A 20,118-nucleotide genomic window follows, 5' to 3' on the forward strand; every position below is an offset into this window, starting at 1 on the left:
AGAAGAGAGAGAGGGAAAACGAGATTGTACCTCAACGCCTTGCACGGCTCTGTGCTGGTTGTTGCTGTGGCCGTGGGGGCGCGCGCGTGTGTGCTTGTACGTCGCGTGCAAGCAGGAGATCTTCAAACTGCGTTATCGGATCAGGCAGCGCGTTGATGTCACCATTCTCGATGGCATCCATGATGGCCTTGAAGTCATTGACCAGTGCAGTGACCTGGTTTACGCCGGCATTCTGTAATTGGGCCTGCAACGCATCCTCAAAATAGGCAGCGTCTTTCAGGAAGAACTCAACAACATCCAGGGCTTCGGTAACCACTTTGGGGATTTTGTCGAGATCGTCTAGCCCAACGGCCTCAATGATATCCCATAGCTTGACGACACCAAAAAGCATCGGCACTGGTACAGCAGCGCCGTCAGAGCTGAAAAATTCTTCCGGATTAAACTGGCCGCCCGAAAATGTATCAGCCTTCCCGCCAACAGGGCCTGTTTTGCGGGAAAAAGCTTTAACATCCATATTCGGCTTGATGAGCCCGCCGCTCTGCTCCCCCTTGCCATCAAAATCGAGCCCGAGATCTTCCAGGAAATCAAAAAACACTTCGCCCTGGTTGCTCGGTGAGAATCCATTGTTGAGGTACGCAGCTGCAAAAGAAACGGGTGTAGCACCGTCGGGTGCATTGTCGCCGAGAAGATGTTTAACAGCCGGCACCACAAGATTGGCCCGGCTCACAACAGGCGCAAAAAATGGCCGCGCTGTTACTTGCTTGACCTCAAAATCAAAATCAACGGTTTCAAAAATGGTGTCGCCCGGAATGGCAGCCGGCGTATAGGTTACTGCCTGCCCCCCCATCACATGATTATTACGATTGCCGTCACCATTGGTATATCCCTCGCGCAGCGCTTTCATTCTCAGTCCAGTCCCAACACTGCCTTCATCACTCCCAGCCGCCACAGCATCGACAACATCTTTCTGTATAAAAGCCAGTGGCATTGTGACGTCGTGCACTTCGCCAGCAAGGTCCTCCATCTTCACATTGAAAAGGAAGTCAATGCCGTTCACCTGAGGCCAGAATACGGTGTCGGACGTCGGGTCGAGCAAAGAGGTAATGGTTGTGACCAACTCCACGCGCTTGAAAGGCATTTGCCGCTGCTCAGCCGCACTCCCCAACATGCCACAAACAATTTCTGGCTGGCGTACAATAATGAATTCCCTTTTGCGGAGGTATGCTACCCGCGCATTGTTATCATTGGGATGTGATTGGAATTTTCGCTCAGTAATTTCAACTTTTGCAGCCGCATTGCCAAAAGGAAACAAAACGCCCTCATTGACTACTTTTACGTAGTGGTCCCTACCCAACGTCCCACGGTTAACCCACTCAGACACCGAAAGTCCGTCAGGCGGCTCCCAGGCACCTCGAACATGCAACCAGGCCCCTAAACTACTTAACATAAGCTGGCGAGCTTTTACCGGCTTCGGCTCATAATTTGGGATGGCAAAGTTAGCACTAAGCTCTACAATTTGCGTCCTATTCGACGCTGACAGAGAAGTAGCAAATCCAATACCGCTGCCCTGATTGTTATTTCCAGGATCAGGGTTATAATCATCCGCCCAAATTGCGCGGAGCGACTTCATGTCAAAGTCTTCTTCGCTAATTTCTCCTTTGTACCGAATCCCCATGCGAGAATGCCATAACTCTGTGCGGCCTGTTTGCTCTGACGACTTGGGCAATTTTGCGTGGGTCCAGCCGGCGTACTCATTCGGCGAGAGGTACATCCGGAACGGGGCCTCAATAGCCGTTTCGATAGGCGACGGTGGCTTGGGCACAGGATTAACGTTTACAACCTGGTTCACAACGCCCGCTGCGGTAAAATTACCCGCCTGATGGGCGCCGGCCGCCACCTCGGATGCCCTGATAACAGCTTTGGCAAGCGGTGAAGTCTGTGCCACCAACTGGTCCCTGTGCTCCCCGATAAGGCGCTGCGCGCGCGTAGCGCTGCGCTCTTCAGTGTTAGCTGGAGCTCGACGTATTACCCCAACCTCCTGACCAAAGCGCTGATTCAGTTGCTGATTGATCGTCGTGTTGTTTTGCGCACGCAATGCCTTGATCGCACCGCGTACGGCCGGCACCTGCTCTCTGGGTGTACCTGCAAAACTGCCAAGACTCCCGCCACTTATTCCCCCTAGAATACCCACATTGAGTTCAATTTCAGGTGCTTTGGCATTGGCCGCCAAATTCATTTGAAGCGTCTCACAGGCTTCAAGCAACCCTTCAAGGGAATAAGGAATTACTGTTCCGGCTGGCACCTTAAATGCAATCCGGCTTTGCCCGGCCAGCATGGCATTTACAGGCGGCGGCTTTGGGGTAACGGTATCGTCTTCTGTTTCCGGAAATACTTCTTCCAAAATGTGTTGGGGCGGAAAATGCACAACCATGTAGGCATTGCCGCCAGCAATCAACTTCGGTCCCTGTATGCTTTCTCCTCCTGCTCCGGGCGCAACAAAATCCAACGCATCGTCTCCTCCGTCTTCCAGCTGAATGTTGTAGAACTCAAAACCCAGGGTCAGGAAATCTTCGGGGCGAATCATTTGTACTTTCAGATCCGCGAGCAGTAGTTGCGGCTTTGCAGCCAACGTACCCGCCTTCACGTGGACCAGGTTACCCGATGCTTCTTCCAACTTTACCCGTTGAGCCGTCGAGAAGGCAATCCGGGTGCCTGGTGCGGAAGCTATTGGGTGTACAATGACATCAGCGTTTTTCGGTGGCACAAGGGTGCCCAGAAGCGCCGGCGTACAAGATAGCTGCTCCAATTTGCCATCTTGCGCAACCATTTCGAACGAGGGTCTGTTGTCATCGTCACCAACCAACAAACTATGCTGTCCGAGGTGGATCCAGGTTGGTGCTGTGCCAAAAGAGGCGCGCAATGCAGCATGGCTGCCGGCAGGCGAAAAAGTCTGCGCATAGATGGGATTGCGCAACGGCAAGCTAACCGGTGCCCCATCAAATTCTTGCAAGTCCGGTGCGGGTTTGACCCGTAGCTTTCCTGCTTCATCCGTCCCTTCCAGTACAACACCCTGGTACAGGCGGCCGCGCTGAGACTGCCCGGTTTCCAGTTTTACCCGGCCAAACGCATTGGTATCAGCTGCAAAATCCCAGTCACTGGCTTTTGTAAGGACTGGCGTTATGTCCCATGTGTGTTCGCCTCGCTCTGCTTCAAGTACTGTACGGCGTTTTACAGTTTGCTGGAACAGCGAAGGCATATCACTGCCGGCCAAACGGATAGCAACCCGATCAGCCTTTAGCACACCCTCAGGCAAGTAGATTTTAGCCAGATTACGCCGGTGCAGCTGCATCGTCCAATCGGGCCAGAAGGTCACAGTAGCCTTGCCCTTGAGCTGCATCAGGTGCTGCCCCTGCATGCCTTTCAAGCGGTGGTTAAAAGATGCTTTAGCCTGTGCTTTCCTGAGTTGCAGGAGCCAGGGCTCAAACGGACCTTCATTCTGAAACCCGTTTGCCATAACAAGCTGCATCGTCCACCCTTTGACGGCAGGCGATAGCGTGCAGCTAAAATCAGCCGGCAACCCGGTCCCCGGGAAAAGTGCACCTTGCAAGCGAATGGTAACTGCGTTTTCTGCCCGATCAATAGCCAGGCGAGGCGTCCCTCCAAACTGTTTTGTATCGATAACCCATCGGTCTTTGCCCCGCATGCTAAACGCAACGCGGCCTCTTGACGCTTTCATGGTAACCGCACCTAGCACGGTAGTCCCGATGGACTTAACAACGGGCATCGCTCCCAGTGCGGCCATTGTACCGAGCATTTCGCGACGATTCAGTACGATGGTTGCTTCTTTGCTCAGAAGCTCAGAAGGCGTTGTATGCCGCTTGATTGTGGGCAGGCAACGGGTGCGCAAGGTGGATAGGTTGAGTCGGATCTTGGGCATGTCTGCAAGATGAGCATGACCTCCTGCGTCGGGTGGCCGGCAGGAAATCGGTAATAGAGAAAGCAACTGATGGATACGCCATTCTCTAGCACATGCGTGAAGCAAACGCAAAACCCGCAATCAACATTCAATTTTTTTTATAAGCGCCCCCAGAACTGTAGTGCAGGTAGACCCAGGTACCATACCCATAGCGTCTAAAAAACTGGGTAAACAAAAAAGGCCCTGACGCAAACGCCAGGGCCTAAAAAACAAGAAGCTCGATTGCTTAATTCAGGTCGATACCTGCACAGGCAGCAGCGCCTTCAGCATTATCATCGTCGCCCGTCTGGACATATGACTGGAAGAGGGCAGTACATACCCCACTTGCGTCATCACCAGCAGCTTCGAAGAGCTTTCTAGCTTCTTCAAGCGGCGTAATAGCACGCTGAAAATAGCTTTTGCGTTCTTCAGTAAGCATATCCAGTTTACCTTCAGCTTCCTTGATCTGGTCGCTTGAGTAGTCAGAGCGGTTGGCACGCAGTTCATCGTCGATTACGGTGATCTCTTCATTGATCTCAACCGCTTTGTTCACGTAAGAAGCACCCAGGTTGTAGTGGGCAACGCCATACGTAGGATCGATATCGATAGCAGCGGCAAACTGCTCAGCAGACTCATCGTACTTCTCAGCTTCGAGCAACAGGGTGCCAAAGTTGTAGCGGTACAGTTTGTTGTCTGGCTCCCGCTCAACAGCAGCAGCATAGTCCTGCATGGCACGATCCATCTGGCCATCTGCGATGTATGCGTTGAGCAGCTGTGACTGCAGGTCTTCGCGCTCTGGAAACAGTTCACGAGATTCTTCCAATAGTGCAATAGCTTTGCCAAGCTCATCTTTACTCTGGTAGATGTTGGAAAGCAGCAGGTAGGTATCTGCTTCGCGCTCCCCTTTCTCGATAGCCATTTCGAAAGGCGTAACAGCGTCATCCTGGCGGCCGGCGTTAATCAGGGCATAAGCCTGGTTTACGTAAGGCCCGCTAGAATCTGGCTGGATAAAAGACGTGCTCTGGAAAAACTTGACAGCTTCTTCGTAGGCAGCCTCATCTTCACGGCCGCGATTAAACGCCTGGATGCCAAGCTGAAACTCGCCAACATAAGCTTCTCTGAGCTTCTGGAGAGCTTCTGCATTGTCTGGCTGAAGTGCCAACGCACCGTTGTAAGCTTCAACCATGCGGTTAACCAATCCAATATGCTGATCTGCATCGCGTACTTCGCTGGCCTGCTTCTGAAGGAGTTTACCTTTTACCAGAAAGGCTTCAGCGTTTGTGGGATCTGCAGCGATACTTTCATCAAGTTTCTGGAGGTAGTCGTCGTAATCGACATCTTCCAACGTAAGTGCCAGTTTTGCACCTTCAACGTTGGGGTCTCCACCGCATCCTGCGCCTAGCAGCAGTATCCCAACGAGGAGCACACTGCTTAAAAGACATAGTTGCTTGTTCATTGTTGTGTTGCCCTCCGGCAATAAGTGATTACTGTATGATCGATATGTCGGATGTTAAGCCGATACATCTCTAATCTTTTACGATTTAATTAATCAATCGCATTAAACCATAGCTTTGCAGTATAAAAACGATTGCTATGTGGTTTCAACCCCTTTGACGTTTATTCAAAGGGGCAGAAACTTATGAAATTTAACGCTTTGCACAAAAAAGTGCAGCTTTTTTCTTTCTTTCTTTGAGCAATTTGGTCTTACACCACCCACGAAGACACATCTTTACCCACAGAGTTGCTCTTTTAGAGCCCCGCGCGCTGCTTTATATGACAAATCTGCAGTTTGCCTGCTGACAACTTGCATACGCCCTGTCAACTTATCATTTCGGAGGTTGACAGAATTACAGCGCCTCCGACAAATCTACAGACCCTGGATCCTGCGAGGTTGCCGTTCTGTCTGCTTTTGGCAAATGGCACATCGGTTGTAAATAAATGGCTCGTCTGCACAACGAATTTCACAGCACATAAGCTATTTATAAACAAACATTTAGGTATTCATAAATGAACAACGTAATCCGTTTCTCACCCAACCGTATGCAACACGAATTCGATCGCATTTTCAACGACTTCTTCCCCGCCCGGCACGTGCCTCGCACCAACCACGGCGCCCAAAACAACTGGACGCCCAACGTCGATTTAAGTGAATCTGAAGATGGGTATATGCTGGCTTTTGACCTGCCTGGAATGAACAAAAAAGACATCACCATCAATTTTCAGGATGGCGTGCTCACGGTTTCAGGCACCCGCGAAGAAGCCGTAGCGGGTGAAGGGCAAAACTTTTTGCGCCTAGAGCGCAGAAGTGGTGGGTTTGAGCGGTCTTTCAAGATCCCAAATGCAATTCAGACCGACAAAATCAGCGCAGCTTACAAAGACGGTGTATTAACCGTCACGTTGCTTAAAGCTGAAGAAGTTAAACCTATCAAGGTGAAAGTGTCGTAACGGTACTTCCTCCTCATCGTTGAAGGGCTGCGTATACCATGCGCAGCCCTTTTTTATGACCCTCAGGCTGGTTGCACAACCCGCAATTTTATGCGTTCTTTCTAGCATTGCGGCCGGCAATCATTGAATCAACACTGCTATGTGGGAAGAAAAACTTGCGATCTACGACAAACTGGTAGCCACCCGTCCTGAACTGGAACGAAAGGGCAAAACCATGCCCTACACCTCTGCAAACGGGTACATGTTCAGCATGCTAAACAAAGCTGGAGAGATCGGCATTCGGCTTTCCAAAGCTTCAGGAGAGAAGTTCATGGAAACGCATAACACGACACGTTTCAAGTCGCATGGCGCTTTTATGCAAGGATATGTGCTTATCCCTGAGTCGCTGTACGATAATATGGCATTGCTCTCAGCTTGCCTTGCCGAGAGTCATGCGTATGTACAATCTTTACCTCCAAAAAAGAAGGCGCCGGCCAAAAAGAAGGAGGCGCCAAAGAAAAAGTAAGGGGTTGCCTGAACAGCTAAACCACGGGCTCGTGCTCAGTGATTGTGAAAGGAAGTTGCAAAATGAAAGAGCTACCTACGCCAACTTCACTTTCGGCCGTTAAGCTGCCACCGTGTGCGCGGGCAATGGCCCAACTGATGGGCAAACCAAGCCCCGTACCTCTTTTCCGACGCGTACGAGGGCCTGAACCGCTGTAGTAGCGGTCGAAGATGTGCTGTAAATCATCAGCATCAATGCCGCATCCGGTGTCAGAAACTGCAATACGAATCCCCGCATCGGTTACCCCTGCATGGAGGCTTACGGTGCCACCGGCCGGCGTATGGTTTCTTGCGTTAGACATGAGGTTATCGAGCACACGCAATAGACGCACCCCATCCCCTTCGATCATTGGCAACGACTGGGGCAAATCCAGTTCGAACCCGATATCATCTTTTGCCAGGGCCTGCCGGTGCGTATTTGCAGCATCTGACAGCAATTCAGCAAGCGGAATCGGTTCTTTGCGCAGCGGGGCGTGGGCACTATCGAGCAAGCTGAGTTCAAACAGGTCGCCGATTAGTTTTTGCAGGTACTTGCCCTGCCGTTCAGCGGTATTTACAGACTCAAGGGCAGAATCCCGGTGTCCGCCTTCGAGGTAGCGGTTGGTTTCTTCAAGATAGCCAAGCAAGGCTGCCAGCGGCGTCCGGAGATCGTGGCCAAAGTTGGCGATCATTTGCCGGCGCAATTTGTCGGTTTGGCGCAGCGCATCCATGCTGTGCTCAACGTCTTCAGCCATCAGGTTGATGGCTTTGGCAAGCCGGCCAAGCTCGTCTTCAGACTCGGTAGTTACACGCGCTGAATAGTCGCCGGCACCAATACTTTCAACCTGCTGCATCATGTCACGTAGCGGTTTTACAATGCGCCACGTAAAAAAGCCACCAATGATCAGCGCAGTGACCAGCGACAGAATAATCACGTACCGCACGGCAGAATAGAATGCCCGGTAAGTCCCAAGTAATTCCTGGTCGATCAGGTTGGTAAGCGGCTGGATAAGCACTCCGCCGATGCGGGTCCCACCACCATCATAAATCGGGGCAACACCGTAGGTAATACCACCCTCCGTTTCCCTCCGATCTGTGTACACCGTTACCCTGTCTTTTTTCAGCTCTTCACCAATATGGCTCGGGGTATTTACCACCAGCGGACTTGGTTTAAGGGCACCTTTGAATTCGTCCGGATCGGGTTGAATGGTTCGAATTACCCTGCCGTTTGCATCAAGCAGCGTGATTGGATCAGGGAAACGCGTACTCAGGTCGATGACCAATGGCGGAGGTAGATCGTTGAGCGAAAAGACCATCTCAGCACCACCACCGGGGGGGAAGGCACGCGTTTCGATTTCGGTCGCAAGGACGTCAATTCTTACCTGAAGCGCCTTTTCCACCAGATCGAGGCTACGATCGTAGGCAAATATGGCACTCAGGGCTACGGCCAGCAAGCCGGTAGCCACCTGAATACCAATCAGAATTCCTGCAACTTTCCAAAATGCAGATCGAGAGAGGCTAAACCACGGGGATATCCCCGAGTCAACTTCGTGCTCTTCTCTTGTCATCCTTCTAATTCAGCCTGGAACTTGTAGCCGACACCCCAGACGGTACGAATGTAGCGGGGGTTGCCAGCATCGTCTTCGATTTTAGCGCGGAGCCGCTGGACGTGGGAATCAACGGTACGGTCGTATCCTTCGTACTGAATTTCCCAAACCTTGCCCAGTAACTGGGTGCGGGTAAACGGTCGATCTGCGTTGCGCGCCAGAAAAAGCAGCAAATCAAATTCACGCACGGTGAGGCGAATTAGTTCGCCATTGCGTCGAACTTCGCGCCGGAGCGGGTCGATTTGCAGATCATCAAACGAGAGAACAGACTCTTCGTCTTCGTTTTCCACTTCCGGTTTTTGCTCGGCTGTGAGACGCATGCGCCTAAGGGCGGCACGTACACGCGCCACAAGCTCTTGCAAACTAAACGGTTTTGTTACATAATCATCTGCACCCACTTCTAATCCGACCACGCGGTCGAGTTCGTCGGCACGTGCAGTTAGCATAATGATGTACAGAAGTGGGTATTTGGCTCTTAGACGCCGGCAAACCTCGAGACCATCGAGTTCGGGAAGCATAACATCCAGTAGAACCAGGTTAGGTACTTGCTCTTCCACACGTTCGAGCGCTTCAGTCCCGGTAGCTGCGGTCCGAATATTGTATCCTGACTCTCTTAGCCGCCCCTCCACAAGTGTTCTTAGCTCTGCATCATCCTCAACAAGTAAAATTCGGGGTTCCTGCATAGTTTTTCTAAATAATCAATCTATAACAATTACAAAGATGTCAAAATGAGACGATTTAACTGATATGATAGTCGTTTGTTGTGATAAGCGATGCTGACAATATACTAGTTATGTCCTCACAACACACTGTATCAGCAAAAAACCGAAAAACCGTGATAATTCCGTGACACCTCTGGCGCCTCCAAATGCATATAATCCATCGCTGTAATTTATTAAAGTAACTTATGATGATACGCCTCTCCATATTTCTTATTTGCCTGAGCGTACTGTGGTGCATATCTCCTCCTGCACAAGCACAGCAGTTCAGCCAGGGCCAAATGATTTCTGAGGCACGTTCTAAGAATCGTACGGATGCCCGTGTGCTCTTCCAAGCCTGGCGCTCTCTACAGCGTCAGAACAGTCAACGCATCCAACGCATCTCTCTACGGAACAGGCTGGATTCCCGATTTGACGGCCCCGGAGGTACCTGGAGTTCAACGGTTGATATGAATGTGTCTGGTTACGCCAGCAGCAATAGCTGGCAAAACGACGTTACCGGATTCCGAAGTGACGGAGAATCATTACCCAAATCTAACTGGAATACCATGATCGACCAGTGGCGCAGCTTGCTCAGTGAGCAATTCGCTTCCATTGTTGAAGATCCTGCGCTGCCCTTGCAATTGTTTGACCAGATGCGACCTTCAGGCAATGCCAAAGAAGAACGCATTAACGGTGCAATGCACTGGCGCATAGAAATGGTACCAAATCGTGGCAACGTGCCTTATCAACGCGTAACGCTCTGGGTTCACCAGGAAGTTGGGTACCTTACCCGCTCACGCGCTGTAATGGCAGACCGCCGTTCCTCCATTGAAGTTGTGACTGACTATAAGCGTGTTCGGGGCATTGACGTTCCCGTGAAACGCAGATTTGATGGGAAAGTGCAGTCCCGCCGCAGAAACCGGATTTCAACACGGTTCTTCGACGTTCGTGGGGAATACACAAACTACAGCTTCCGGTAGCGCTTCGTTCTAGCGCCGACGCCCAGAAGCCTGAGCAATACAGTATTAAGGAGTATGCAAGCATGCCTTGTATACTCTTTTTTATTTGATTTTTTGTTTGGTCGGCGGCACCAGGAAGCCGATACATCGTACCATGCGGCGATATGATCAGCAAACCTTTTCCCGACCAGATTAGCTTTTTGCGCAACCGGCTGCAGCGAGGCCTGCCAGGGCTTGAAGCCCACTTGAACATGGCGCCGGCGGCACGCGCCGCGCCAGATTCCATTAGCATCAAAGGCAAACCTTGCCGGCAGGCTGCTGTACTTGCGCTACTCTTCCCGCTTGAAAATGCAACGGGTATCCTGCTTACAAAGCGTAAAGAGACCCTGAGTAAACACGCCGGCCAGATCTCCTTCCCCGGCGGTAAACAGGAAGCGGATGAAAGCTTGCCTGAAACAGCGCTCCGTGAAACAGAAGAAGAAATTGGATTACCTCCACACGACATCGATATGCTTGGTGCGCTGAGCCCGCTCTATATTGACGTGTCCAATTTCTGCGTATTTCCATTCCTCGGCGCACTCCACCAGATGCCAACAGCCCTTGTCCCGCAGGATACAGAAGTTGAACGCATCCTGAAAGTCCCGTTACACAACCTCGCTGACCCTGCAATCCAGAAAGAAGAAATATGGACGCTAAGGGGACAGCAGATGACCATCCCTTACTACGCATACGAACAGGAAACCATCTGGGGGGCAACGGCGATGATGCTGGCAGAACTACTCCACCTCTTTACCATCCGCTAAACGGCTGGGCTCTACTGGGCTTGGCGTCGCAGAACGAACGTCACGGGTATCGTCAGTAGCTTGCTCAACAGCTTGAACCAGGGCTGCGTGTAGCTGGCGCGGGTGAACAGGACTTGACACCGTTGTTGCACCAATCCGCTCGTCGAGTGTATCCTTCTGTCCAAAATCAGAAACCAGCACGATTGACTGGTCTGAGATATAGGCGGTCATAAGTTGGACCAGCGTCTGGGTGCGCGCAAAGACAGGCCGTGTTTTAACTAAAACGATATCAAAATCCTTTTCTGCTTTTATATAAGCCAGCAAGGCTTGTTCAGCTTCAAACGGTGTGGTTTGTACCCCCCATCTAGCCATGGTATCCTGCAGGTTTTTCCTCCGATGCATGCAAGGATCCAGCAAGAGGATGCGTTGCGACTTTAAAGCCGGCGCAGCCGCAAACGAAGCGGCCTCTTCGGCCAGTTTACATGCAACATAAAACGAAAACCGGGTCCCCCGCCCCTCCGTGCTTTCAACTGAAATTTCGCCCCCCATCAGGCCAACCAACTCTTTGCAGATACTCAACCCGAGCCCGGTGCCGCCATATTCCCGCGTCACAGAGCCATCTGCCTGGGAGAATGCAGAGAACAGCGTATCCATTTTTTCGGGTGCAATACCGATGCCTGTATCTTCAATATTGAAGGTCAGCTTCATCGTGTTGGCGTCTAGCCGCTGCCCCATACAGGATAACATGATCTCGCCGGCGTGGGTGAATTTGATGGCATTAGAGAGCAGGTTGCCCACTACCTGCTTTAGGCGAACTTCATCTCCCAAAAGGAATTGCGGTATTTCCGGTGAAACGGTATAGGAAATGGCTAGCTGTTTATCTTTTGCTATAGAAGCAAAGAGGTCTATTGTGTTTGCGAGGCAGGCGTATACATCAAAGGGGTGTTCTTCGATAAGAATTTTGCCGGCTTCAATTTTTGAGAAATCCAGGATATCATTAATAATGGACATCAACGCGTTACTTGAGGCATTGATAATGCCAACATACTCTTCCTGTTCATTGGTAAGATCGGTCGTTTCCAGCAAGCTCGACATGCCGATGACACCATTCATCGGTGTTCTGATTTCATGGCTCATACGCGCCAGAAACTCGGATTTAGCAACGGTGGCTGCCTCTGCATCTTCTTTCGCCAGTTGCAGCTCCATATTTGCTTCAGAAAGCGCGCGTGTTCGTTCAACAACACGGCATTCCAGGGTATCTCGTTCTTCCTGAATCATCGCGGTCAAACGAGTGGCTTCTTCTTGCTGTGCGATTACTGTTGATAGCACCCGGTTGTATTGCCGGGTAATCTGACCTGTAGCACTGTGGGCATCAATAACTTCCAGCGCTTCGTAAGAACTGTTTGACCGGTGATCTTCCATCCCGAGCCACAATTCGCGCAATGCAGAGCTTTCACCATGCTCTTCCATATTCAACCCGTTCCTCTCAGCCTTAAGATCAACCCGAAACGGCAAGAACCAGTTTACGATTAAAAACAGCACCCCACCTACCCCAAATCCCATTAACAGACATGCCATAACCCCAATGGCCTGCACCCCCAACTGCGCAAAAAAGGCCAGGCTCCCTACCTGCAAGTTCATGGTAAAAGGAACCAGTAATGCGCCTAAAAGACCAGCAACGCCGTGAATGGCAAATGCATCAATGGCATCGTCTATTTCCATGTTATCGAGCATACGCATAACATGGATTGCGACAAAAGCCCCAAAGCCTCCAATTAACAGGGATGCAAGCGGGGTTGCAATGTGACAGGATGCTGTTATGGTAACCAGGCCGGCCAAAATTGCGTTGGTGAAATACCTGATTTTCAGGAAGCCCAGGTATAGATAAGACATCAAAACACCCATTGCACCGCCAGCGAGACTCGCCACGAGTGTATTTACCAATACGACCGAAACGATAGGGCCAAAAGACGAAGCCGAGCCGCCATTAAAACCGAACCACCCCATCCAAAGCAGAAAAATGCCGAGCACTGCCATGGGGAGATTCGCCGCACTCATAGGCGCATTCGACGTGAAACGGCCCTCGCGCGCGCCCAAAAGCATGACCGCAGCCAGGGACATTGCTCCTCCGAGGCCGTGCACAACGGTTGCCCCCGCAAAATCAATAAATCCCAGGGCATACAACCACCCCTTTGTTGATCCTGTTATGCTCCCACCCCATACCCAATGCCCAAATAGAGGATAAATAATCAAGGAGACGATAAAGACAATCGCCAAATAACCAGTAAGGCGCAGGCGGCCGGCTACTGCACCCGAAATGATCGTAACCGCAGTAGCACTGAACATGAATTGAAACAGGAAAGTAACGCCTACCTCTGTGTTTTGGAGGTTTATTCCCCCATCCAATATGCCCAGGGCAGAAAAGCTGAAGCCGTAAAGCAGGGTACCGTAGCCAACAAGCAGGAAAACGATCCCTGCCATCACAAAATCCATCAGGTTCTTGAGCGCCACATTGATGCTGTTCTTCGGCCGAACGATGCCTGACTCGAGGCAGCAGAAACCGGCTTGCATCAACAAGACCATGAGCGCACAAAGCATACGCCACATCAAGTCGATCTTTACATCTGGGCTCATAGATACACGATACGGACAGAATCCGGACTCTTTAAGGAAATGCAAGCGCACACAAATTGTCTAAATAATCGGTGTTAAACAGGCTTGCATAAGCCCTGCAGCAATTTATCGTGTATCCAGTTGTTGAATTAGAGAAGCGTAAATAGCAGTTAGCCCCACCTGCCGCTGCATGCCAAGTAAGGGACGAATTTGGAGCGCTGCGAGCATATCAGCAGGGCCCGTTGCTGCTATTTCTTTTGTGGAGCCATTAAAAGCCTGTTGCAGCAAGGCTACAAACCCCCGGGCGATGGGTGCTTCACGCGGGACATCAGCCCTTATGTTGATTGCGTCGGCATCCCAGGTCACTTTGAGAAAAACCGGGGCCTGACACTCATGTACGATGTACTCGCCGGCATCACGCAATGCATGTAATGAGGCCGGCAATTGCGGCATGGAATTGCCAAACTCAATCAACCAGGGCAAACGGTCTTCTGGAGACAATGCTTCAAATGCGTCAACAAGGTCTTGCAAAGATGACATACCGTTAAAGCAGCCTATTCTGGGGGCAATATGAACACATCCACGGTTGACCGGGATAGGCTACCAAACACGCCCGTGCCTCCTTCAACGTGATCAATCACATTGGGTATCTCACCTGGAGAGAAGTTTGATCCCCCTTGCTGTACAAACTGGGAGCGCAGGAAATCAAACATATTATCGTCTATCGCATTCGCCGTAAGCCGGTTGTCGCCAAAGAATGCAACAGCGATCCAGGGCAACTTGATGGTGAGGGTGCCGTCAGGATTTTCGTCGTAGTTGCCTTCATTAATCAGTGGAGATTCGGTGATGCGCAGGCTGGCAAGATCTTCTTCGCTGTCGCCCTGAATATCCCTGTAAAATGGCGTAAGGAAATCAATTGTTGGGTTCATCGATTCGGTGGAAAACACAAAAATACTTTGCCGGCCCGGATAGAAACTGCGCGTCACATCGAGTTCAAACTGCTCGCTACCCTGGTAGGTGAGCGTGTCAGCGCTGTTGCGAACGAGTTCAAAAGCGCCGGGCACAATCGTCGTTGAGGTAGCCCGCGGCAACCCACGCGGATTTACTTCAATCCTGTAGGTAGCGCCGGCGACTACAATATTTGCTTCTGCAGGCCAGTAGAGGCCGGGTTGTTCTTCATTTTCGGTAAACCGTGTGACTTCTTCTACGCTCCCATCATCCCCAAGCCGGGTAATGATGACTTCAGCACCCGTCATAGCGTTCTGGGTAAAGTCATACACACGCTGGGCTGAAGCACTCTGGCTGACACGCACTTTGGGGATGGGTTCACCCGAAATCAAATAAGCTTCCAGCACAATCTCAGGCTGATGGGCTTCGAAGTTGCTGGAAGAGTCACATCCAGCCAACACGATGACGGCTAGCAGCAGGCTATAAATTACCCGCAACCCGGCCGGATAAGAAGATAAAGAAGTTCTTGTTGTTGTCATTTTAACAGGCAATGCTTGTTCACGATTTGCGTACATCATGGGCTCAACTCCTAAAATCGGATTGTATAGGAGATGTTTGGGATAGGCACGGGTATCTGCGGGATTTCATTCCGCGTAACCGTGTTGTCTTCCTCAAACTCGAAGAAATAGAACCAGATGTTGCGCCGACCATACGCGTTGACCAGTTGAATCTGCAATTCGGATTCACCTAGCTTGAAAAACTTACCTAACCGGGAAAACCCAATATCGAGCCGGTGATAGGACGGTAGGCGGGCTTCGTTAAACGGACTGATCAGTACATCCCGCACGTCTACCCCGATAGGGTTGTCGATGAGTTTGTACTGTCCGCTTGGCTCGGTATACGCCTGACCTGAAGCCAGATTCCACACGCCCGTCATGCGCCATTTTGATGACAAGTCGTAGTTCAACACAACGTTGATGTCGTGCCGGCGGTCATACTTGGGTGGGAAGAACTCAAAGTTATTGACATCCGGAATTCGCCGTTTGGTATAGCCCAACGTGTATCCGATAAAGCCCGTTAACCGCCCCTCATTTTTGCGGAGTAACCATTCCGTGCCATACGCAAAACCATCACCAAAAGTGAACAGGTCTGCGTATTCAAGGCCTGCCGCATCTGCGATGAACGGATCAAGCTGGAAAATTTCGCGCATCGTGCGGTAGTACACCTCGATATCGAGGTCCCACATCTCGGTAAGATTAGACTTCATGCCAGCAACAAACTGATCACCAAATGCCGGCGGCACGCCTTCTCCCGTAGTCAACCAGAGGTCAAAACCCGTAAAGAGTTCGCTCGTAATGAGGGTTAAAAACTGGTTATACCGACCATATCCAAGTTGCAGCCGCGTATCGCTGTTCGGACGGTGCTCCAGGCTAACACGAGGTTCAATCCTGAAATAATCACCCTGTTCGAAGTAATTGGCCCGGAGCCCCACCTGGATCTGCAAGTCTGGTCTTGGCTTGTAGGTCTCCTCTACATAGACGGCTGCATAAGGAGAGCGGATGCGCTCTGTCAAGCCGGCTTCTCCGTCAAAGGTATCCCGCAAACGGAAGGTAAACGAACCACCCCAAAACCCAACAGCAAGCGAATGCTTTTCGTTAGGGATGAACTCAAAGTCCCCTTTCGCCGATAGGTCCCATACGTTGTTGGTTCGGTTAAACTGCGTTCCCCCAAAATCGAAATTGGGTTCATTGAAGTAGCGGGAATAGGTAAGGGTAAAGTTCGAGAACAGCCGCTGGTTGAAAATATGCGTCCAGTTTGAACTTAGCGTCCGGTTGCCATACGACAGGTCGATCCGGGCGTCATCAAAAAGCGGGAGGTCAAGTTGATCCGTTCCGCCATAAAACGCAACAGAGAACCGGTCATTGTCCGAGAGATCAAAGTTGATTTTCCCGTTCAGGTCGATAAAGTAAAAGCTGTTTGGGATGCCGTCGATATCCTGATTCTGCAAAACGGCAAGGAGTGGCTCTAGTGTCGAGCGCCGCACGGCCAGCATATACGAGCCTTTTTTGTATGGCCCTTCGACATATGCACGGGAGGCAAGTAGCCCTAGGCTCAGTCCACCTTTGGTTTCAACGCGGTTTCCGTCTTTGTTATAGATATCAACGACAGACCCCAGCCGGCCACCAAACTCAGCAGGATAGGCACCTTTGTACAGGCGGACGTCTTTGATGGCATCAGGATTAAACGTCGAGAAAAAGCCAAAAAAGTGCGAAGGGTTGTATACAGTGGTCCGGTCGAGCAGAATTAGCGTCTGATCAGGACTCCCGCCTCTAATATACAGGCCGCTCGAATAATCGGATGCTGCTTTAACACCCGGCAACAGTTGTAAAGAGCGAAACACATCGGGCTCAAGAATTGTGGGCAGCCGCTGTACCGATTGTATATCCAGTTGGGATACACCTATGTTACGGACTTCCTCATCGAGCTCAGCTTCAGCCGTAACCTCCACGCCTTCGAGCACCACATTGTCGGGCACCATATTAATATCCAGTCGCCTGTTCTCATCGGCAGCAAGGGTAACTTCCATACGAAATTCCCGGTACCCGATATAGGTACAAACAACTTCATATGTGCCTGGAGCAAGCCCTGTAAGGGTATAATAGCCGGTATTGTTGGTCGCGGTCCCGGTATTTGTATCCCACAAAACTACGTTGGCAAACAACAGCGTTTCCCCCGTTGTAGCGTCTTTAACAAACCCGTTTAACGATGCACCTTCCTGGGCGAGGGCTGGACGTGGGACAAAAAGAAAGAGCAAGAGCAGCGCAGCAAGCATCCACCCTGAATAAACCACTAATTTATCAATCATGTTGGCTAGTAGACATTAGACCGTCAATAAAAAAAGAAGCGCCCTTTTTTCATTGTTCTTTTTCGAGCCGGCAACACACGCAAGCAAATCTAACCGGCTCAATTCAGTTCTTCACTAATGGTTGGCATCCCTGAACAAAGAGGCATCCACCATTCAATCCCGTAGCCAGTACGCGCTGCCAAAAAACGAGGTTACAATCTTTAGATTAAATTTTAGCGATAAACAATTTCGACCTGTTCCTGTGCCGGCATTTGTGCTTTTAACAAGGCTGTTTCTAGCGCCACCGCTTCAGCAATATCAGTAAATGCGTGGGCAGATACGCTCTCCCGGTTTCCGGAAACTACAGGCGTGCCGGCATCTCCGCTTTCTCGCAAGGTCTGCTCGATCGGAATTTCGCCGAGGAAGGGTACATCAAGTTTTTCAGCAAGCCGGCGCGCGCCCCCTTCCCCAAACAAATGGTATTTCTTCTCGGGTAGATCGGGAGGTGTGAAATACGCCATGTTCTCTACAATACCCAGCACCGGAACCTTCACATTTTCAAACATTGCCACGCCACGCCGTGCATCAGCAAGCGCAACTTCTTGTGGCGTTGAAACGATCACTGATCCCGTAAGGGCAACTGTCTGCACAATCGTCAGCTGGATATCACCCGTTCCAGGCGGCAAATCCAGCAATAAGAAGTCAAGATCACCCCAAGCGGCATCTCCCAAAAATTGGCGGATGGCATTTGACACCATCGGTCCACGCCAGATCACTGCCTGTTCAGGATCCGCGAGAAATCCCATAGACAACAGCTTGACGCCTTCTCTTTCAATAGGGACAATTTTTCGGTTACTGTCTACCCGCGGCTTTTCTTCTGTGACACCAAACATCGTAGGAATCGACGGACCGTAGATGTCAGTATCCAACAACCCGACGCTATATCCTGCTTGCGCAAGCGCAACAGCCAGATTCACTGTTACCGTGCTCTTGCCCACACCACCTTTGCCGGATGCGACAGCTATTACGCTGGCTCCGTTGAACCGATGTTTGGGTGCCTGGCCACCGCCAACCGTATCGAGCCCAATCATAGGGGTATCAATCTGAACCTTTACAATCGCTTTGGTACCCGTAGCATCCTCGATGGCGGCAGCAGCCTGGTCACCAAGGGTCTTTGCAAAATCGTCTGCAGGATCAGCAACCAGGGCTGTGAAATGAACAGCATCTCCGGCAACATACAAGTCGCGGATCATGTCGTTGTTAATGATGCTTCGTCCTGATGCAGGATCCGTGATGCCACGCAGGGCTTGTATCACGGTTTTTGGTGCTAGCGGCATGTTAATATGGGATAAATGCTCCTCTGGCGCCGGCTTCTCACGCTGTTGTGAACCGGCCTGACCTGGAGCAAAAAACGCAAGGTCACGGGTCGCCTAGGACGGAGGCTTTCGATGATTGTTCCATCTGCAACCGGACTTCCAGCAGCGCGTCAGCCGCTTTACACTGGCACCTCGAATTAGCCTTGCTGCTGCCAATACCGGAGCGCCAGTCCGTGTCGAAGCCCCCAGGTGTTTACATGCAATTGGGGCTTGTCAAGATGGGTCATACAGGTGTGTAGAATGAATAAACCAGCGGCAAATACGTCTTCGCGCCCTTTCATAAACTCGGGCCCCAATGCAAGGACCTCTTCAGCCGGCAATTGAATGAGTTGCTCGTACCACTGCCCCACCTGCTCTCTGGACAGCTGGCCCAGCATGCTGATGTTTTTCAGGTCGGCTTTGGTGAGTTTGGCATCGAGCATTGCCAACACGGTTGTTGTGCCTGAAGCTCCAATTAAGACAGCTGCAGTGCGCTGAAATTCAGGCAAAAGTGCCTCAAGCTCGTTGCTGAGCCAATCTTTTGCTTGTGTCAACATGTCTCTATCAGGAGGCAGGGCGCTGAAGAAGCGTTCCGTCAGGCGCACCGAGCCAACATTCAGGCTTTGCGCTTGCGACAGGTTGTATGTCCCGTTTTCAAACAAGCCGAGGCTAAACTCGGTCGAGCCTCCGCCAATATCGAGTGTCAGAATGGCTGGATGCGGCACAGTCTGGCCGGCACCTACGCCGGCAAAGCTGAGTTGCGCCTCGGTCTCTCCGGATATGATGTCGTAGGTTAACCCGGTTGTATTGCGGACATGCGCGATCAGGTCGGCTTTGTTCACAGCGTCGCGGGATGCACTGGTAGCACCAATGATGATATCATCGACGTTGTATTGTGTTGCTACACCTTTATAGTATGCCAGGGTTTTTGTCAGTCGGTCCATCGCAGCCGCATTAACAAACCCATCTTTGTCAACCCCTTGCCCTAATCTGACAAACCGAGTTTCATCGTACAGCGAAATCAGCCTCCCGTCTTCAAACTTTGAAATCAATAACAACGCAGTGTTGGTGCCGACATCTATTGTTGCTATCGTGGCCGGCGAATTGTCTGATGGAATTGCCATAGGGGGAGCAGCTTGATCGGTGATTAATCCAGTCTAACACGCGTGTCATGTGTTAGGAGTAGCCTCAAATACGCCGGCCCACCAGGGCCCTTCATGGTCATGCTGCAACAAGTTGAAACCGGCAGCGCGGGCAGCTTCTTCCATCATCGGATGGTCGGCAACCAACACACCTGATAAAAACAAACGGCCACCTGGTGCAATTTTCTGCGCAAATTCAGGCAGATACGCGAGCAGTACGTTCCGGTTGATATTGGCAAAAATC

The 20,118-nt window shown here is 51.1% G+C and carries 15 protein-coding genes; 4 read left to right on the forward strand and 11 right to left on the reverse strand.

The window, feature by feature from the left end; genetic code table 11:
* Positions 1-31 precede the first annotated feature (31 nt).
* Together AAF564_17120 and AAF564_17125 are read right to left on the reverse strand one after the other, a co-directional pair.
* On the reverse strand, positions 32-3,937 hold the full coding sequence (locus AAF564_17120; protein MEM8487277.1) for a hypothetical protein: 3,906 nt from the start codon (positions 3,935-3,937) through the stop codon (positions 32-34).
* A 265-nt stretch (positions 3,938-4,202) separates the two neighbouring features.
* Positions 4,203-5,411: a hypothetical protein gene (locus AAF564_17125; GenBank protein MEM8487278.1), complete on the reverse strand. Its 1,209-nt coding sequence runs from the start codon at positions 5,409-5,411 to the stop codon at positions 4,203-4,205.
* A gap of 551 nt (positions 5,412-5,962) precedes the next feature.
* Between AAF564_17125 and AAF564_17130 the strand changes: the two genes are divergently transcribed.
* Together AAF564_17130 and AAF564_17135 are read left to right on the forward strand one after the other, a co-directional pair.
* Positions 5,963-6,400 (forward strand): Hsp20/alpha crystallin family protein, encoded by a 438-nt coding sequence (locus AAF564_17130; protein ID MEM8487279.1) that lies wholly within the window; start codon positions 5,963-5,965, stop codon positions 6,398-6,400.
* Between the two features lie 139 nt (positions 6,401-6,539).
* Positions 6,540-6,905 carry a hypothetical protein gene (locus AAF564_17135; GenBank protein MEM8487280.1) on the forward strand — a complete coding sequence of 122 codons (366 nt, stop codon included), beginning with the start codon at positions 6,540-6,542 and terminating at the stop codon, positions 6,903-6,905.
* Positions 6,906-6,921: 16 nt separating this feature from the next.
* On the opposite strand, the gene AAF564_17140 is transcribed toward AAF564_17135, so the two are convergent.
* Both AAF564_17140 and AAF564_17145 read right to left on the reverse strand, forming a co-directional pair.
* On the reverse strand, positions 6,922-8,490 hold the full coding sequence (locus AAF564_17140; protein MEM8487281.1) for a HAMP domain-containing sensor histidine kinase: 1,569 nt from the start codon (positions 8,488-8,490) through the stop codon (positions 6,922-6,924).
* Positions 8,487-9,212, reverse strand: a complete 726-nt coding sequence (locus tag AAF564_17145) for a response regulator transcription factor (protein MEM8487282.1) — start codon at positions 9,210-9,212, stop codon at positions 8,487-8,489. Before AAF564_17145 ends, AAF564_17140 begins: the two co-directional genes overlap by 4 nt.
* A 224-nt stretch (positions 9,213-9,436) precedes the next feature.
* Here AAF564_17145 and AAF564_17150 point away from each other — a divergent pair, with 224 nt between their 5' ends.
* Together AAF564_17150 and AAF564_17155 are read left to right on the forward strand one after the other, a co-directional pair.
* Positions 9,437-10,210: a hypothetical protein gene (locus AAF564_17150; GenBank protein MEM8487283.1), complete on the forward strand. Its 774-nt coding sequence runs from the start codon at positions 9,437-9,439 to the stop codon at positions 10,208-10,210.
* Positions 10,211-10,353: 143 nt separating this feature from the next.
* Complete coding sequence (locus AAF564_17155) at positions 10,354-10,992, forward strand: CoA pyrophosphatase (GenBank protein ID MEM8487284.1); 639 nt, start codon at positions 10,354-10,356, stop codon at positions 10,990-10,992.
* Here the strand turns inward: AAF564_17155 and AAF564_17160 are convergent.
* The 7 genes from AAF564_17160 to AAF564_17190 all read right to left on the reverse strand — a co-directional run.
* Positions 10,966-13,605, reverse strand: a complete 2,640-nt coding sequence (locus tag AAF564_17160; protein MEM8487285.1) for an ATP-binding protein — start codon at positions 13,603-13,605, stop codon at positions 10,966-10,968. The two genes, AAF564_17155 and AAF564_17160, sit on opposite strands and share 27 nt — an antisense overlap.
* 105 nt (positions 13,606-13,710) lie before the next feature.
* Entirely contained in the window at positions 13,711-14,124 is a 414-nt protein-coding gene (locus AAF564_17165; GenBank protein ID MEM8487286.1) for a SufE family protein, read from the reverse strand.
* A 14-nt stretch (positions 14,125-14,138) separates the two neighbouring features.
* Positions 14,139-15,110: a DUF4249 family protein gene (locus AAF564_17170; GenBank protein ID MEM8487287.1), complete on the reverse strand. Its 972-nt coding sequence runs from the start codon at positions 15,108-15,110 to the stop codon at positions 14,139-14,141.
* An 11-nt stretch (positions 15,111-15,121) separates the two neighbouring features.
* Positions 15,122-17,398: a carboxypeptidase-like regulatory domain-containing protein gene (locus tag AAF564_17175; protein MEM8487288.1), complete on the reverse strand. Its 2,277-nt coding sequence runs from the start codon at positions 17,396-17,398 to the stop codon at positions 15,122-15,124.
* Between the two features lie 212 nt (positions 17,399-17,610).
* Positions 17,611-18,714 (reverse strand): Mrp/NBP35 family ATP-binding protein, encoded by a 1,104-nt coding sequence (locus AAF564_17180; GenBank protein MEM8487289.1) that lies wholly within the window; start codon positions 18,712-18,714, stop codon positions 17,611-17,613.
* A gap of 176 nt (positions 18,715-18,890) precedes the next feature.
* Positions 18,891-19,856, reverse strand: coding sequence for a Ppx/GppA phosphatase family protein (locus AAF564_17185; protein MEM8487290.1), 966 nt, complete (start codon positions 19,854-19,856; stop codon positions 18,891-18,893).
* 45 nt (positions 19,857-19,901) lie between these two features.
* Positions 19,902-20,118, reverse strand: a 217-nt coding sequence (locus AAF564_17190) for a 50S ribosomal protein L11 methyltransferase (protein MEM8487291.1), incomplete at its 5' end; no start/stop codon positions are given.

Source organism: Bacteroidota bacterium, from assembly GCA_039111535.1.
Taxonomy (GTDB): domain Bacteria; phylum Bacteroidota; class Rhodothermia; order Rhodothermales; family JAHQVL01; genus JBCCIM01.

What these genes read in the sequence shown, in the direction of transcription:
- AAF564_17160 (MEM8487285.1), bottom strand. Translation starts at nt 13,605, where the DNA reads ATGAGCCCAGATGTAAAGATCGACTTGATGTGGCGTATGCTTTGTGCG.
- AAF564_17140 (MEM8487281.1), bottom strand. Translation starts at nt 8,490, where the DNA reads ATGACAAGAGAAGAGCACGAAGTTGACTCGGGGATATCCCCGTGGTTT.
- AAF564_17120 (MEM8487277.1), bottom strand. Translation starts at nt 3,937, where the DNA reads ATGCCCAAGATCCGACTCAACCTATCCACCTTGCGCACCCGTTGCCTG.
- AAF564_17170 (MEM8487287.1), bottom strand. Translation starts at nt 15,110, where the DNA reads ATGATGTACGCAAATCGTGAACAAGCATTGCCTGTTAAAATGACAACA.
- AAF564_17185 (MEM8487290.1), bottom strand. Translation starts at nt 19,856, where the DNA reads ATGGCAATTCCATCAGACAATTCGCCGGCCACGATAGCAACAATAGAT.
- AAF564_17145 (MEM8487282.1), bottom strand. Translation starts at nt 9,212, where the DNA reads ATGCAGGAACCCCGAATTTTACTTGTTGAGGATGATGCAGAGCTAAGA.
- AAF564_17180 (MEM8487289.1), bottom strand. Translation starts at nt 18,714, where the DNA reads ATGCCGCTAGCACCAAAAACCGTGATACAAGCCCTGCGTGGCATCACG.
- AAF564_17155 (MEM8487284.1), top strand. Translation starts at nt 10,354, where the DNA reads ATGATCAGCAAACCTTTTCCCGACCAGATTAGCTTTTTGCGCAACCGG.
- AAF564_17125 (MEM8487278.1), bottom strand. Translation starts at nt 5,411, where the DNA reads ATGAACAAGCAACTATGTCTTTTAAGCAGTGTGCTCCTCGTTGGGATA.
- AAF564_17165 (MEM8487286.1), bottom strand. Translation starts at nt 14,124, where the DNA reads ATGTCATCTTTGCAAGACCTTGTTGACGCATTTGAAGCATTGTCTCCA.
- AAF564_17135 (MEM8487280.1), top strand. Translation starts at nt 6,540, where the DNA reads ATGTGGGAAGAAAAACTTGCGATCTACGACAAACTGGTAGCCACCCGT.
- AAF564_17130 (MEM8487279.1), top strand. Translation starts at nt 5,963, where the DNA reads ATGAACAACGTAATCCGTTTCTCACCCAACCGTATGCAACACGAATTC.
- AAF564_17150 (MEM8487283.1), top strand. Translation starts at nt 9,437, where the DNA reads ATGATGATACGCCTCTCCATATTTCTTATTTGCCTGAGCGTACTGTGG.
- AAF564_17175 (MEM8487288.1), bottom strand. Translation starts at nt 17,398, where the DNA reads ATGATTGATAAATTAGTGGTTTATTCAGGGTGGATGCTTGCTGCGCTG.